We start from the raw sequence: 13,911 nt of genomic DNA, 5'->3' as shown, positions 1-13,911 counted from the left end.
GAGGGGACACGGCGCTCTCCGGGGAACATCACGGCGCTTCACGACGTTGCACAGTTTTGGCACGTACTCACCGTTTGGCGCCCGTGACCGAAATTTATGCTCACCCGCAAGCTACGAGGTGGTAGTTCTATGGCTCAGGTACGTCGGCAGGCAAACCTCCCCCGCCCTAGCTGGGGCTGGCAGGACGCTGCCGAGTGCCGGGGGGAGGACCTCATCCTGTTCTTCGGCCCGGACGGTGAACGTCAGCCGGAGCGGGAGATCCGCGAGCGCAAGGCCAAGGCGGTCTGCATGCGCTGCCCCGTGCGAGGAGAATGCCTTGACTATGCCGTGTCCCGGCCCGAGAAGTACGGCACGTGGGGCGGCCTGAACGAGGACGAGCGCGCGTCGGAGCGCCGCCGCCGCATGCGCCGCGCCAACGCCGCCTGAGCGAGAGCGCAGCCTGCGGCCCCGCCCCCGCGGGGCCGTTTCCATAGAGCCGGTACCGCCGACCAGGCGGATCCGGCTCTTGTCCTCTCTACGAGGACCCTCTCCCCCGGCCCGACGGCCCGCCCGATCACCGGTGCCACGGAAGCATCCGTGGCACCGGCGTTCTCCCCGGCCTGGTCACCAACGTGGCCTGTCTCATCGCATGTGCGGGGCGTGGAGGAGCGTCAGGACGTCCTCGTCGGTGAGCTGGTCGAAGTGCTGGTACCACTGGCCCACCGCGCGGAAGGCCGACGGGGCGGCCAGGACCATCAGGTCGTCCGCGGCCGACGACAGTTCCCACACCGTCTGCGCGGCGCCCACGGGGACCGCCAGGACCACGCGTGCCGCGCCCTCCCCCCGTACCGCGGCCAGGGCCGCGCGTGCGGTGCCGCCCGTGGCGAGTCCGTCGTCGACCACGACGACGTCGCGGCCCTTGAGCGGGGGCAGCGCGCGGTCGCCGCGGTAGGCGGTGATGCGGCGGGCCAGTTCGGCGCGTTCCCGGGTCGTGGTCGGGTCCAGGTCGCGTTCGGTCAGGCCCAGGCGGCGCAGCAGGTCGGCGTCGAACACCGGTTCGCCGCCCTCGGCGATCGCCCCGACGCCCAGTTCGGGCTGGCCCGGGCAGCCGATCTTGCGGGTGACCAGGACGTCGAAGGGGACGCCGAGCCGTTCGGCGATCTCGTGCGCCACCGGGACACCGCCACGGGGCAGGGCCAGGACGACGGGGTCGGTGAGGCCCAGTGCCGCCACACGCTCGGCGAGCACCCGTCCGGCCTCGGCCCGGTCGGTGAACGGCAGCCGTACGCCATGTCCGTTCGAACCCACGGTGAACCACCTCGAAAAGCCGGTTGTCCGTGGCTCTACCCAGCAGCGGCGGCCCTCAACGGGCATCGCCCGGGAGCCGTCCAGGGGCGCTGGTGCGACGGGTTCCGGTCCCTGGACGGGCTCTCGATCAGGCGACGAGAAGACCTGCGGGGCGATTTCCCTGCGCCGGTTTCACCCGGTTCAGGTGTTGGAGGTCGTCGATGATCCGGCTCCCTCGCTCGTCCCGCAGGCCTGTATTCAGCCTCGCACGGGCCGAAGAGCCATCCAGGGGCGAAGGTCCCATCCGCGGCGGGACCTTGGTCGCCTGTCCCGTCCCACGGGACGCCGAGGCCGCGGCGCCGGGCGTTCCTGCGACCTTCGCCCGCTCACCGGGGACCAATGGACGTACCCCGGCCGGCCGCACGAGCCGAGAGTGGAGCCTGGGTCACCATCGAGGGGGTGGCGATGAAGCAGAATCTCCGGCTGGGCCACGTGGCGGGCATCCCGGTGGGTGTCAACTGGTCGGTCGTGGTGATCCTCGTGCTGATCGCCGACATCGTCGCCGTGAACGTCCTGCCGCGTGCGGACGCGGGCCGGTCCGCGAGCGTGTACTGGGCCATCGCGATCCCCACGGCGCTGCTCTTCCTCGCCTCGCTGCTGGCCCACGAGGGCGCGCACGCCGCCGTCGCGCGCAGGCGGGGGCTCGGGGTGCGGTCGATCACGCTGTGGATGCTCGGCGGCGTCGCCCAGCTCGACAGCGAGCCGAAGACCGCCCGTACGGACCTCGCCGTCGCCGCCGCGGGCCCGCTGACGAGCCTCGCCGTCGGAGGGGTGCTGTTCGGCGCCGCGGAGGGCGCCTCGTCGGCCGGCGCACCGGGCGTGATCGTCGCGGCGCTCGCGTGGACCGGGGCGACCAACGGGTTCCTGGCCGTGTTCAACCTGCTGCCGGGCGCGCCGCTGGACGGCGGACGGATTCTGCGGGCGCTGGTGTGGATGCGCTGCGGCGACCGGTCGCGCGGTGACCGGGTCGCGACCGCCGCCGGCCAGGTCATGGGCGCCGCGCTCGCCGGTGCCGGCGTCGCTCAGCTGATCTTCCTCAGCCAGACGGGCGGGCTGTGGCTGATGCTCATCGGCTGGTTTCTCATGTGGACGGCCGGCGCCGAGGCCCGGTCGCGGGCGACACAGGAGGCCGCCGCGGGCGTCCGCGTACGCGACCTGATGGTCCCCGAGCCGGAGTGCGCGCCCTCGTGGCAGCCGATCGGGGAGTTCATCGCGAGCGTCGCCGCGCGGTCCCGCCAGTCGGCCTTCCCCGTCACCGGGTTCGGCGGCGAACCGTGCGGCGTGGTCACCCTGGCCCGCCTCACGCGGGTGCCGCCGGGCCGTGCGGGCGACCGGATCGACTCGGTGGCGGTCGCCCTGCCCGCCGACTACCTGGCCGCGCCGGAGGACCCCGTCGCGCCGCTCGCCGGGCGGCTGCCGCTCGCCGGTACCGTGCTCGCCGTCGTCGTCGCCGACCATCGCGTCGTCGGCATGGTCACCGCCGAGGACCTCGGCCGGCTGGTCCAGCAGAGCCGCCTCCGCGCCAAGTGCGCGCCGCGCCCCGACTAGTCCACCTGGGTTCACCGGTTGGCGATACGCCGCTCGAGCGATCGCGCGGTTGGGGGCCGCGGACAAGGACGCCGTCCGCGGCGTCATCCTCGGCTGCGACGTGAAGGGCATCCCGCCGTCGCCCCTTGGCGGGCGGGAGGCCGTCCCCGTCCGATCGGCGACGACGACAACGCGTTCATCGTCGCGACGGCCTTGGTCTACAGGTCGATGACGACCTTGCCGTGCACGTGCCGGCCGGCCTGGAGCTCGGCCGCGCGGCGGATCCGCTCGATCGGGAAGCTCGCCGCGATGGGCACCCGGAGCCGGCCCGCCGCGACCAGGCGGGCGATCTCCTCCAGGGCGCCGGGGGCGGCGTTCGCTCCGTTGGCCGCCGCGACGCCGTCGACCTGCGCGGCGATGGTGCAGATGTGGCCGTCCGGGACGCCGAGTTCCCTTGCGACGTGCGCTGTCTCCGTCCCGTGCAGGTCGATGGCGGCGGTGACGCCGCCGGGAGCGAGGGCTCGGACCCGGTCGGCCAGGCCGTCACCGTAGGCGACCGGCTCGGCTCCCAGATCGCGCAGGAAATCGGATGATGTCGCCGACCCTGTCCCGATCACGCGCGCTCCTGCGATCCGGGCCAGCTGGACGGCGAACACCCCGACCCCGCCCGCCGCGCCGCCGATCAGCACCGTGTCGTCCGGGCCGGCGCCGACCGCGGCAAGGGCGGCGGATGCCGTGCGGCCCGCGATCGTGAGGGTGGCGGCGGTGCGGTCGTCGACGCCGTCCGGCGTGTGGTGGGCCTCGTTCGCCGCGGTCCCCCCGGCCGGGTCGATCACCACGAAGTCGGCGACCGCGCGGGACAGGGCACCCCCGAACACGCGGTCGCCGGGCGCGAAGCCGGTCACCCCGTCACCGACCTGGTCGACCACTCCCGCGTAGTCGGTCCCGAACCCGGCCGGGAGGCTCAAGCCGAACCGGGCGGCGGTGTCCGCGTCGGCAGTCATGATCCAGTCCATCGGGTTCAGACCGGCCGCGGTGACCCGCACCCGGACCTGTCCCGGCCCGGCCTGCGGCGCGGGAACCTCACGGATGTCCAGGACTTCGGGGCCGCCGAACGAATCGAGCCGGACCGCCCTGCCCCTGCCCGCCGACGGGTGATCACTCTGTTCCTGCATGTACGCCTGTCTCCTTGGGAACCGAAGGAACGCCTTGAAACGGACTATGCTCCGTTTCATGGCTGACCGTAACACAACCGGAGCGTGATCCGTTTTGACTGAGGCGGAGAGGCGCGCGCCACGGGCGGACGCGGCCCGCAACCGCGACCAGTTGCTCGCGGTGGCGACCCGCGTGTTCGTCTCGGCTGACGGCGAGCCGTCGATGCGTGCGATCGCCCGCGAGGCCGGAGTCGGCATCGCCACGCTCTACCGGCACTTCCCGACCCGCGAGTCGCTGGTCGACGCGGTCTACCGGGACCAGGTCGTGCGGCTGACGACCGGAGCCCGCGAGCTGCTCGGCCCGTTGCCCCCGGCCGCGGCGATGCGGCGCTGGATGGACTTGTTCGGGGACTGGATCGCGACCAAGAACGGCATGCTCGACACGCTGCTCGCGATGATCGAATCGGGTGAGATCGCCCACGCGCGGACCCGTACCGAGCTGCTGGCGGCCATCACCACGATTCTCGACGCAGGCCGCGCGGCGGGCGACCTCCGCTCCGACGTCACCGCCGAAGACATCGCCGCCTCGCTCATCGGCATCTTCACCGTGGCCCCCCGGCCCGGGCGCAAAGCCAGGGCCGACCGCCTGCTGGACCTCCTGATGGACGGCCTCCGGCCCGCGCCGCCCGGCTGAGCCTCCTCGAACCGCGGGACGTCCACGTAGCGGCCGGCGATGCCTGTGGATCTGCCGTCCACCCGTCCTGGCCGCGCGCCGATCACCGGTTAGGAACGGTGCTGGTGCTGGGCTCGCGCCGGCTTCTCGATGTGCCTGCGGGGTACGGCGGATGAGGCGGCGACGAGGCGCGGCGGCGTGACGCGGCTTATCAGTCTCCAGACCTGTTCGCCGAACTCGCGGGGGCGTTCGAGGACCAGCAGGTGGCCCGAGTCGGGGACCACGACCAGTTCCGCGCCGGACATCGCGGCGACGAGCGCCTCGGCGTGCGCGATCGGGGTGATGACGTCGCGTTCGCCGACGAGGACGAGCACCGGGATGCGGCCGAGGGCCGGGAGGACCGCGTGCAGGTCGTACCGGACGAGCTCGGTGTAGAACTCGGCGATCACCTGGATGGGCACCGACGCCATGAGCCGCGTGGTGAGCCGGGCCACCGGGCGGGGCACCCGCGAGCCGTACAGGTAGGGCCAGGTGATCAGGTACGTCGCGCCGCCCGCGGACCGCCGCGCGCCGTCCACGAGGCGTGCGTGCCGCCGCAGCGTGCTGAGGGTGGCGGGCACCAGGCGGCGGACGACGAACGGCGCCGTGATCTGCGGCAGGCCCGCGGTGATCGTGGACAGGCCGCCGGCGGAGGTCGAGGAGAGCACGACGCCGACCACCCGCCCGCCGAACATGCCGGGGTGGGACTTGGCGAGGCCGAGGATGGCCATCCCGCCCATGGAGTGGCCGACCAGCACCAGCCGTCCGCGCGGCGCCGCCGCCCGGATCACCGCGAACAGGTCGCGCCCGACCTGGTCGATGGTGGCGTTGGGCGGTGTTCCCCAGCCGGACCGGCCGTGGCCGCGGTGGTCCCACAGGACCACCCGCGCCTTGCCGGCCAGCATCGTGCGCTGGACGTCCCAGCTCGTGCAGTTCAGCAGGTAACCGTGGCAGAGGACGACGGTCAGCGGGGCGCCGGGGGCGTCCTGGATCTCCACGTGCAGTTCGACGCCGTCATCGGCGGTGACCGTCATCGACCGGGTCGGCGGGGGACGGTCGGGCTCGGAGGCGGCGGAGTGTCCGGGTATCGGGAGCAACAAGCGCCCCTGTTCCGCCAGCGCGCTGGCGATGTCCGTGAACGACATGACCACCTCCGCCGGGCGGTGCCGTCCTGCCTCGGCAGGCCGCCACCGTCACTCGCCATTGAGCTGCGGCCGAGGCGACTGGAGATCCTCGGCCCCTTCTCCCAACGTGCGGCCGAACCCCCTTCCCCACAGGTCCTCACCTACACGTTGCGTCACATGATGACGGTGAGCCAGGGGCGAAGGTCCTGAATACCGCAACCGCCGGGATCCCGCCCACGCCCGGCCAACAACGTATAAATCAGGCATTCGCTGGGTAGGGCGCACAGTGCGTTGAACAGCCACAATGGGCATGCAAATTCGTGACGCCCCCGGGATCCCTCCCCCAGCCGATGGGCGGCCCGCCGCCCGTGAGCCGTACGGCCGACAGAGAGGGATGGACGATTTTGATCACACCGAGTGAGCCGGTGATGAACGACGTCGGCGGGGGATCATCGCCCGTGGCCACCGCGGAGGGCGGCGAGCGGGTCTCCCCCGGAATGGCGGACGTCCTGATGCACCGCCTGTTCGCGGTCGGTCTGGACCTGCACGCCGCGCTGACCTACATCGAGGCGAACCTCGGCGCCGACGTCACGGTCGCCAAGGTCCACAAGGCCATCAACGGCCTGGACGGCGCGATCAAGGACTTTCGCGGCGTGGTGTTCGACCTGCGCCCCGAGGACTCCGCCGGAGAATCGGGCCTGCGCGCGCTGGTCGTGGAGGCGGTGGAGCGGGCCTGCGGCCCGGGCCGGATGTGCCCGGCGCTGACGCTCGGGCACGGCATCGAGGCGGTGATCGACCCGTCGGCCTGGCAGTGGGTCGCCCGGCTCGTCCACCGGACCCTCGCCCTCGTCCCCGGGGAGCGTCTGCCGGACGTCCATGTGATGATCACCGCCGACCCGCGACCACCGACCTGGCTCGTCATGCACCTCGACGCGCCCACGGGCGACCTCACCGAAGTGGCCGGGCGTATCCGCGCGCTCAGCGGGCGCGGCATGGACGTCTCCTGCCAGGACCTGCCCCGGTCCCCCGAACGTTCGCGGATCCGCCTCGAGTGGCCCCTGCCGGCGCACTGATCCACCAGAGACACCCGGCCCGGTGTACGGGGAGTCGCTCACGCCGCGTGGCGTTACCGCCGCGGACGGTCCGCCCGGCCTACCGTGGGGTGTGATCATGAACGAGATGATTCACGCATGGTGCCTGGTCAACGGCTCGTGGGTGGAACGCGAGGACCCGGTGATGGCGATCTGCGAGCCGTACGGCGGTGACGTGCGCGCGGCGGTGGCGAACCTGGGGTACGAGGCGTGGTGCCAGGTCGGTGAGCTGCCGTCGGTGCCGGTCTCGCTGACGCTTTACTCCCGGGAGACGCCGCCGTTGCAGTTCCTGCTCCAACTCGAGGGCAACGCGGGCAACGTGGTGGAGCACATCTTCGCCGAGACGCTCCCGGACGCGATGGAACTGCTCGCGCGGTGGACCCCGATCGCCCGCCCCTGGTACGGACAGGGACGCGGCCCGGACGTCCGGGGACACGCGGAGGACGGCTCCAGACGCCCCCAGGACGGCCCGGGACGTCCGGAGACGACCTCGGGGGACCCGCGAACCCGGCGGCGGACCGCCAGACCCCGTCCGGTGTCCTCCGGCCCACCGCCCGCCGTCGACCACCTGGCCTCCCCCGGCGCCTGACCTTCCCGTGGTTCCTCCGCCCGCGCGGGCGGCAGGCCGATCACAGGTGCGGGCGGCGGCCCGGAGACGACCGGTCTTCCGCCGGCCGGCGGATCGGTCAGGCGCTGCGGGACTCCGGGCGGGCCTGCTCGCGCTCGCTCTCCCGCGCCTCCAGCGGCCCCCGCGGCTCCCGCGCCTCCTGAGGCTCGGCGTCCTCCTCCGGCGCGGTGGGCTCCTCCGGCTCGTCGGTCGTGGCGGCCTCGACGCGCCGCTCGGCGGCCCGGAGCTGCTTCTTCGCCGCCCGGGCGCGCGCCTCGGCGACCTCGGCGCGGGCGCGCGCGGTGTACTCGCCGGGCCACAGTTTGTCGATCTCGGCGTTGAGCGCGGCACCGATCAGCACGGCCAGGGCGGTGACGTACAGCCAGGCGAGGACCGCGATCGCCGCGCCCAGCGAGCCGTACACGGACACGCCCGACGCGGAGCCGTCCAGGTAGAGGCGCAGGATGAGGCTGCCCAGCGCCCAGATCGCCAGGGCCACCGCGCCGCCCGGCAGACCCCGCCACCAGGCCGTGCGCACCGGGACGCTGAGGTAGTACAGCGAGGCGAGGAACACGATCGAGACGACGATCAGCACCGGCCAGTAGAGCACGTGCAGCACCCGCGCACCCTCGGGCAGCCAGCGCAGGACGAGCGTCGGGCCCGCGACCAGCAGCGGGATGACCACCAGCCCGACGCCGAGCCCGGCGATGTACAGGAAGAACGCGCGCAGCCGGGTGCGGATGACGCCGCGCACGCCGGACAGGCCGTACGCGATCGTGATCGTGTCGACGTAGACGTTCAGCGCGCGTGAGCCGGCCCACAGCGACACCAGGAAGCTCAGCGAGACGATCTCGACCCGGCCGCCCCGCAGGACGTCGTCGAGGAGCGGCCGCACGACGGTGTCCACCGACTGCTCGGTCAGCACCGTCTGCGCCTTCTCGATCACCCACGTGCGGATGTCGGACACCGTGTCGTCGCCGAGCATCGACCGGAAGTGCCCGAGCGTGCCGATCAGCCCCAGCACGAGCGGCGGCAGCGACAGCAGGGTGAAGAACGCGGCCTCCGCGGCCAGGCCGGTCACCCGGTAGCGGAACGCGGAGACGCTCGTACCGCGGACGACCCGCCACACGGCGGACCGGATTCGGGCGCGCACCGAGACCTCGGCGACACCCGCCGAAGCATCGGAGAGGGTGGTCACGAAGGTCTACCGTAGCCGTGACGCGTCCGATACGCGCTGCGACGACCACTTCGGGGGAGGTCGCGCCACCCGGCGTACGGCCGGTCCGGCGCACGGAGACACCCGTCGCCGCCGGGCACCCGGCGGGAGGTACGCCTCATACGCGTGCCGCCCATCCACCGCCCTTCCCTCGTTCCCGCCGGTCCTCGGCTCAGGTGAACCGTCCCGGGCGGCGTCCGGCGCCCGGCGGCCCCGCGAACGCCTGGGCGATACTGATCCATTCTTTCGCGACGGCGCCCGAGACCGCCAGATCCACGTCGGCCGGATGCCGCCGCTGCGTGACGACGAGGCAGAAGTCCAGCGCCGTTCCGCGTACGACGTCGGCGGCGTCCTCGGGCCCGGCGGTCCACGGCCCGTCGCCCGGCAGGGTGAGTTCGACCCGCACCGGCACGCGCGGGGCGGGGCGCCCGCGCACGGCGAAGCTCCACGGCAGCGCGCGTACGCCGATCTCGGCCACGTGGCGCAGCCGGTCGGTGGGTTCGCGGACCGCGTCGCGGCCGGCCTCCCGCAGGCCGTCGACGACGTCCTGCCCGTGCGCCCAGGTCTCCATCAGCCGCGCCGTCGCGAACGACGCGAGACCCATGTCAGGGCCGTACCAGGGGATCCGCGTCCTCGGGTCGGCCGCAGTAAGCGTCTCGGTCAGGCCGGCGCGGGCGGCGCGGAACCAGGCGAGCAGGTCCTCCCCCGGCATCGACCGCCGCTCCGCGGTGAGCGCGTCGGCGTCCAGGCCCCCGGCCGCGGCGGCACGCGCCTCGTCGCGGAACGCCTCCGGCGTGGTGACCGCGCGCACCGCCGCGTCGTCGAACCACGCCAGATGGGCGATCTGGTCCCGTACCGCCCAGCCCTCGGCCGGAGTCGGAACGTCCCACACGTCCGGGCCGAGGAGCCGGTCGAGGTCGGCCGTCTCGGCGCTCAGGTCACGGATCAGCACCTCTGTCGCCACACCCATCGCATCAGCGTACAGAACGGCGTTCGGTGCCGGTCCGTACTGCGAGAATGGGAGCATGATCTGTGAGGCGTGCCGCGAGCGGCGGCACGAGGAGTGCCGGGGCGGCACGTGGTGCGACTGCCAGCACCAGCCCCCGGACGACAAGGACGAGCCGGACACCGGGCCGGACGGGTCCGAGCCGCCGGTCAACTGGCTCCGCCAGGGCTGAGAAACCGCGCCGGGTTCAGGCCACCGAGATGGGACGCCGTTTCGCATATCGGACAAGGTTGGACACTCATCGAACGGCATGTCATCATCGGTGTATGGCTGCTGCGAACCCGTTGCTGGTGATGCGCCGGCACGTCGATTTTCTCCGCGTGGGCAGCGCCATCTGTCGTTGACACTGATCAACCGCCACTGCCTCATGGGCGCGCGGTATGCCGGTGTCGGATTTCCTTAAGCTCAGCGTAGAGCCAGCAGCGAGCCTGCCGGTGTGCTCCGCGTCCACCACCCACCACGGAGGACGCGCACGATGCCACCCCGTCAGCGGAGGCGAGGCGAGGGTCAGTGGGCCCTCGGCTATCGCGAACCGCTCAACAAGAACGAAGAGAACAAGAAGAACGACGACGGACTGAACGTCCGCGACCGGATCCTGGGCGTCTACTCCAAAGCCGGCTTCGACTCGATCGACCCGGCCGACCTGCGCGGCCGGTTCCGCTGGTACGGGCTCTACACGCAGCGGCGCCCGGGGATCGACGGCGGCAAGACGGCCGTCCTCGAGGACGAGGAGCTCGACGACCGCTACTTCATGCTGCGCGTCCGCCTCGACGGCGGCCGGCTGAACCTCGACCAGCTGCGCGCGATCGCCGACGTGTCGAGCAAGTACGCGCGCGGCACCGCCGACGTGACCGACCGGCAGAACATCCAGCTGCACTGGATCGAGATCGAGTCGGTGCCGGCGATCTGGGAGACGCTGGAGGCCGTCGGCCTGTCCACGACGGAGGCCTGCGGCGACACCCCGCGCGTGATCCTCGGCTGCCCGCTCGCCGGGATCGCCGCCGATGAGGTGATCGACGCCACCCAGCAGCTCGAGGAGATCCACGACCGCTACATCGGCAGCCCGGACTTCTCCAACCTGCCGCGCAAGTTCAAGACTGCGATGTCCGGCTGCACGGCGCAGTGCACCGTCCACGAGATCAACGACATCGCGTTCGTCGGTGTGGTGAACGACGAGGGCGAGACCGGCTACGACCTCTGGGTCGGCGGCGGGCTGTCCACCAACCCGATGTTCGCCAAGCGCCTCGGCGCCTTCGTCCGCCCCGAGCAGGCGCACGAGGTCTGGGCCGGGGTCATCGGAATCTTCCGCGACTACGGCTACCGGCGGCTGCGGAGCCGCGCCCGGCTCAAGTTCCTGATGAACGACTGGGGACCCGAGCGCTTCCGCGAGGTGCTGGAGAAGGAGTACCTCGGCTACCCGCTGCCCGACGGGCCGGCGCCGGGCGCCCCCCGTGACGCCCGGCGGGACCACGTCGGCATCCACCCGCAGCGCGACGGCAACTACTACGTCGGGTTCGCGCCGAGGGTGGGCCGGGTCAACGGCGAGCTGCTGCACGTGATCGCCGACCTGGCCGAGGAGTACGGCTCGGGTCAGGTGCGCACGACGACCGAGCAGAAGCTGGTCATCCTCGACGTGCCCGAGGACCGCACCGAGGCCCTCGCCGCCGAACTGGAGGCCCACGACCTGCAGGTGCGGCCCTCGACCTTCCGGCGGCAGACGATGGCCTGCACCGGCATCGAGTACTGCAAGCTCGCGATCGTCGAGACCAAGCAGCGCGGCATGGACCTCATCGAGGAGCTGGAGAAGCGCCTCCCGGACTTCGATCAGCCGCTGAGCATCAACCTCAACGGCTGCCCGAACTCCTGCGCGCGTGTGCAGGTCGCCGACATCGGGCTGAAGGGCCAGCTGGTCACCGACGCCGACGGCAACCAGGTCGAGGGCTACCAGATCCACCTCGGCGGGGCGGTCGGCGGCGCCTTCGGCAAGAAGGTCCGCGGGCTGAAGACCACGGCCGACGAGCTGCCCGACTACGTCGAGCGGGTCCTGCGCCGCTACCAGAAGCAGCGCGGCGACGGCGAGTCCTTCGCCGACTGGGTGCAGCGGGCGGAACAGGAGGACCTGAAATGAGCGAACGGAGTGAGCGAACCGAGAACACGGTGCCCTCAGTGACTCCTCCGACGAAGGAGGACTCATGACTGAACGAGCGGTCCCCTTCTACTGCCCCTACTGCGGCGACGAGGACCTGGAGCCGTACGAGAGCGACGGCGGCGGCTGGCACTGCCGTGCCTGCACCCGCGCGTTCCGGCTGCGGTTCATCGGCACCGGCGCGCTCAGCACCGCCGTCCCCGCCGCGCCGAAGGGAGGCGCGAGATGACGCTCACCTTCGAACGCCCGACCGCCGCGCTCGACCTCACCGACATCGTCGAGTCGGCCGCCGACGCCCTCGAGGAGGCACCGGCCGAGGAGATCATCCGCTGGGCGATCGCGACCTTCGGCGACCGGATCTGCGTGACGTCCTCGATGAAGGACGCCGTGCTGGTGGACATCGCCGCCAAGATCCGGCCGGGCATCGACGTGCTGTTCGTCGACACCGGCTACCACTTCGCCGAGACGATCGGCACCCGCGACGCCGTCGAGGCCGTCTACCCGGTCAACGTGGTGAACGTCACCTCCTCGCGTACGGTCGCCGAGCAGGAGCGCGACCTGGGGCCCCGGCTCTACGGCCGGAACCCGGACCTGTGCTGCCACCTGCGCAAGGTCGAGCCGCTGAACCGCGCCCTGGAGCCGTACCTCGCGTGGATCACCGGGATCCGCCGGGAGGAGACCTCGCACCGGCGCGGGTCCCGGGTCGTGGAGTGGAACGCGTCGCGCGGGAAGGTCAAGGTCAACCCGCTCGCCCGGTGGACGCACGAGCAGCTCGGCGCCTACATCGAGAAGAACGGCATCCTCGTCAACCCGCTGCAATACGACGGCTACCCCTCCATCGGGTGCGAGCCGTGCACGCAGCGGGTCGCGCCCGGCGACGATCCGCGCAGCGGCCGGTGGGCCGGCACCGGAAAGTCCGAATGCGGCATCAACCTCTGATCACCTGCGCGCCTCCGCCGCCGCTGGTGGCGGTGGCGCACGGCAGCCGGGACCCGCGTGCGGCGGCGACGGTCGAGGACCTGCTCGATCTCGTACGCCGCCGGTCCGGGCTGCGGGTCGTGACGTCCTACCTCGATCACGCGCCGCCGACGCCCGGCCAGGCGCTCGGCGCGCTCGCCGGCGCCGGCACCGGCGCGGGCGAGGCCGTCGTTCTCCCCCTCCTGCTGACCGCCGCGTACCACAGCAAGACCGACATTCCCGGCGCACTGACCGAGGTGCGCCGGGAGCACCCGCGGATGCGCCTGCGGTACGGCGCGACGCTCGGGCCGCACCCGCTGATGACCGCGGCCCTGGAGCGGAGGCTGGCCGAGGCGGGAGTGACGCCCGACCCGGACACGGCGCTCGTGCTGGCCGCCGCGGGGTCCAGCGACCCGTCGGCCAACGCGACGATCGGCCGGATGGCCCGCGGCTGGCGCGGCTGGCGGCGTGTCGTCCCCGCCTACGCCTCCGCCGCGCGCCCGACGCCGGCCGAGGCCGTACGAAGGCTGCTGGACGCCGGGGCCCCGCGGGTCGCGGTCGCCTCCTACTTCCTGGCCCCCGGCCACTTCGCCGACAAGGTCCGCGACGAGTCGCTCGCGGCGGGGGCGGTGGCGGTCTCGGGGGCGCTCGGCGCGGCGCCCGAGCTGGCCGAGATCATCGAGCAGCGTTACACCGAGATCATCACGCTGGGTGATCAAGCTGCTGTGGGCTGAAAACCCTTATTTCGCAAGGGTTCTGGGGGTTGACAGACCGCCGATGTGATCTTCTCGCAGGTCAGAGGCGGTGAGTGTCCATATTTCCCCTTTACGGCCCGAAATATGTTTGCTATGTTCGGTTGACCGGCGGCGCCCCCCATGCGCCGTCCGTAACATCCCCGCCGGCCAGGGCCTGCCCCCCAGCACCACGAAGTGCGGCACGCGACGACGCGTGAGATGGGCCCCCCTTCCAAGGCCGCGACGGTTCATAACCGCGCCGCTCCGCGCATCCCCTGCGATCCCCCCACATGGATCCGCCTCGATGCCGG

General features: G+C 72.3%; 15 protein-coding genes. 10 read left to right on the top strand and 5 right to left on the bottom strand.

Going from position 1 to position 13,911, the window contains the following annotated elements:
* The first annotated feature begins 129 nt into the window (after positions 1-129).
* Complete coding sequence (locus tag QSK37_RS48100; RefSeq protein WP_285576288.1) at positions 130-426, top strand: WhiB family transcriptional regulator; 297 nt, start codon at positions 130-132, stop codon at positions 424-426.
* Between the two features lie 195 nt (positions 427-621).
* Here the strand turns inward: QSK37_RS48100 and QSK37_RS48095 are convergent, their stop codons facing one another.
* Positions 622-1,287, bottom strand: a complete 666-nt coding sequence (locus tag QSK37_RS48095; RefSeq protein ID WP_285635875.1) for a phosphoribosyltransferase — start codon at positions 1,285-1,287, stop codon at positions 622-624.
* A gap of 444 nt (positions 1,288-1,731) precedes the next feature.
* Here QSK37_RS48095 and QSK37_RS48090 point away from each other — a divergent pair, with 444 nt between their 5' ends.
* Entirely contained in the window at positions 1,732-2,874 is a 1,143-nt protein-coding gene (locus tag QSK37_RS48090; RefSeq protein ID WP_285635871.1) for a site-2 protease family protein, read from the top strand.
* A gap of 197 nt (positions 2,875-3,071) precedes the next feature.
* Here QSK37_RS48090 and QSK37_RS48085 read toward each other — a convergent pair whose 3' ends face one another.
* Positions 3,072-4,028 carry an NADP-dependent oxidoreductase gene (locus QSK37_RS48085; RefSeq protein WP_285635868.1) on the bottom strand — a complete coding sequence of 319 codons (957 nt, stop codon included), beginning with the start codon at positions 4,026-4,028 and terminating at the stop codon, positions 3,072-3,074.
* A 94-nt stretch (positions 4,029-4,122) separates the two neighbouring features.
* Between QSK37_RS48085 and QSK37_RS48080 the strand changes: the two genes are divergently transcribed.
* Positions 4,123-4,701, top strand: coding sequence for a TetR/AcrR family transcriptional regulator (locus QSK37_RS48080; RefSeq protein ID WP_285635865.1), 579 nt, complete (start codon positions 4,123-4,125; stop codon positions 4,699-4,701).
* An 89-nt stretch (positions 4,702-4,790) separates the two neighbouring features.
* Here the strand turns inward: QSK37_RS48080 and QSK37_RS48075 are convergent, their stop codons facing one another.
* Positions 4,791-5,864, bottom strand: a complete 1,074-nt coding sequence (locus QSK37_RS48075; protein WP_285635862.1) for an alpha/beta fold hydrolase — start codon at positions 5,862-5,864, stop codon at positions 4,791-4,793.
* A gap of 407 nt (positions 5,865-6,271) precedes the next feature.
* On the opposite strand from QSK37_RS48075, the gene QSK37_RS48070 reads away from it, so the two are divergent.
* The gene (locus QSK37_RS48070; RefSeq protein ID WP_285635859.1) at positions 6,272-6,916 is read left to right on the top strand and encodes a sensor histidine kinase; all 645 of its coding nucleotides are present in this window, start codon (positions 6,272-6,274) and stop codon (positions 6,914-6,916) included.
* A gap of 97 nt (positions 6,917-7,013) precedes the next feature.
* A complete protein-coding gene (locus QSK37_RS48065) occupies positions 7,014-7,523 on the top strand; it encodes a hypothetical protein (RefSeq protein ID WP_285635856.1) in 510 nt (169 codons plus the stop codon).
* 97 nt (positions 7,524-7,620) lie between these two features.
* Here QSK37_RS48065 and QSK37_RS48060 read toward each other — a convergent pair whose 3' ends face one another.
* Together QSK37_RS48060 and QSK37_RS48055 are read right to left on the bottom strand one after the other, a co-directional pair.
* The gene (locus QSK37_RS48060; protein WP_285635853.1) at positions 7,621-8,739 is read right to left on the bottom strand and encodes a YihY/virulence factor BrkB family protein; all 1,119 of its coding nucleotides are present in this window, start codon (positions 8,737-8,739) and stop codon (positions 7,621-7,623) included.
* A 190-nt stretch (positions 8,740-8,929) separates the two neighbouring features.
* Positions 8,930-9,727 carry a TIGR03084 family metal-binding protein gene (locus QSK37_RS48055; protein ID WP_285635850.1) on the bottom strand — a complete coding sequence of 266 codons (798 nt, stop codon included), beginning with the start codon at positions 9,725-9,727 and terminating at the stop codon, positions 8,930-8,932.
* A gap of 55 nt (positions 9,728-9,782) precedes the next feature.
* Between QSK37_RS48055 and QSK37_RS48050 the strand changes: the two genes are divergently transcribed.
* The 5 genes from QSK37_RS48050 (at position 9,783) to QSK37_RS48030 (ending at position 13,600) form a co-directional block, all read left to right on the top strand.
* Positions 9,783-9,935 carry a hypothetical protein gene (locus QSK37_RS48050; protein ID WP_285576269.1) on the top strand — a complete coding sequence of 51 codons (153 nt, stop codon included), beginning with the start codon at positions 9,783-9,785 and terminating at the stop codon, positions 9,933-9,935.
* Positions 9,936-10,238: 303 nt separating this feature from the next.
* Entirely contained in the window at positions 10,239-11,891 is a 1,653-nt protein-coding gene (locus QSK37_RS48045; RefSeq protein WP_285635847.1) for a nitrite/sulfite reductase, read from the top strand.
* 64 nt (positions 11,892-11,955) lie between these two features.
* Positions 11,956-12,138 carry an Insertion element protein gene (locus tag QSK37_RS48040; RefSeq protein ID WP_285576265.1) on the top strand — a complete coding sequence of 61 codons (183 nt, stop codon included), beginning with the start codon at positions 11,956-11,958 and terminating at the stop codon, positions 12,136-12,138.
* Positions 12,135-12,848: a phosphoadenylyl-sulfate reductase gene (locus QSK37_RS48035; protein WP_285635844.1), complete on the top strand. Its 714-nt coding sequence runs from the start codon at positions 12,135-12,137 to the stop codon at positions 12,846-12,848. The genes QSK37_RS48040 and QSK37_RS48035 overlap by 4 nt, the downstream gene beginning before the upstream one ends.
* Entirely contained in the window at positions 12,830-13,600 is a 771-nt protein-coding gene (locus tag QSK37_RS48030) for a sirohydrochlorin chelatase (RefSeq protein ID WP_285635841.1), read from the top strand. The genes QSK37_RS48035 and QSK37_RS48030 overlap by 19 nt, the downstream gene beginning before the upstream one ends.
* The last annotated feature ends 311 nt before the right edge of the window (positions 13,601-13,911 follow it).

Source organism: Actinoallomurus iriomotensis (assembly GCF_030269445.1).
Classification (GTDB): Bacteria; Actinomycetota; Actinomycetes; order Streptosporangiales; family Streptosporangiaceae; genus Actinoallomurus; species Actinoallomurus iriomotensis.
The sequence above is the reverse complement of the archived record's forward strand: the minus strand, read 5'-3'. Positions and strand labels throughout refer to the sequence as shown.

Coding starts and splice junctions, on each gene's coding strand:
- QSK37_RS48090 (WP_285635871.1), top strand. CDS start 1,732: ATGAAGCAGAATCTCCGGCTGGGCCACGTGGCGGGCATCCCGGTGGGT.
- QSK37_RS48085 (WP_285635868.1), bottom strand. CDS start 4,028: ATGCAGGAACAGAGTGATCACCCGTCGGCGGGCAGGGGCAGGGCGGTC.
- QSK37_RS48030 (WP_285635841.1), top strand. CDS start 12,830: ATGCGGCATCAACCTCTGATCACCTGCGCGCCTCCGCCGCCGCTGGTG.
- QSK37_RS48040 (WP_285576265.1), top strand. CDS start 11,956: ATGACTGAACGAGCGGTCCCCTTCTACTGCCCCTACTGCGGCGACGAG.
- QSK37_RS48100 (WP_285576288.1), top strand. CDS start 130: ATGGCTCAGGTACGTCGGCAGGCAAACCTCCCCCGCCCTAGCTGGGGC.
- QSK37_RS48050 (WP_285576269.1), top strand. CDS start 9,783: ATGATCTGTGAGGCGTGCCGCGAGCGGCGGCACGAGGAGTGCCGGGGC.
- QSK37_RS48055 (WP_285635850.1), bottom strand. CDS start 9,727: ATGGGTGTGGCGACAGAGGTGCTGATCCGTGACCTGAGCGCCGAGACG.
- QSK37_RS48075 (WP_285635862.1), bottom strand. CDS start 5,864: ATGTCGTTCACGGACATCGCCAGCGCGCTGGCGGAACAGGGGCGCTTG.
- QSK37_RS48035 (WP_285635844.1), top strand. CDS start 12,135: ATGACGCTCACCTTCGAACGCCCGACCGCCGCGCTCGACCTCACCGAC.
- QSK37_RS48045 (WP_285635847.1), top strand. CDS start 10,239: ATGCCACCCCGTCAGCGGAGGCGAGGCGAGGGTCAGTGGGCCCTCGGC.
- QSK37_RS48065 (WP_285635856.1), top strand. CDS start 7,014: ATGAACGAGATGATTCACGCATGGTGCCTGGTCAACGGCTCGTGGGTG.
- QSK37_RS48070 (WP_285635859.1), top strand. CDS start 6,272: ATGAACGACGTCGGCGGGGGATCATCGCCCGTGGCCACCGCGGAGGGC.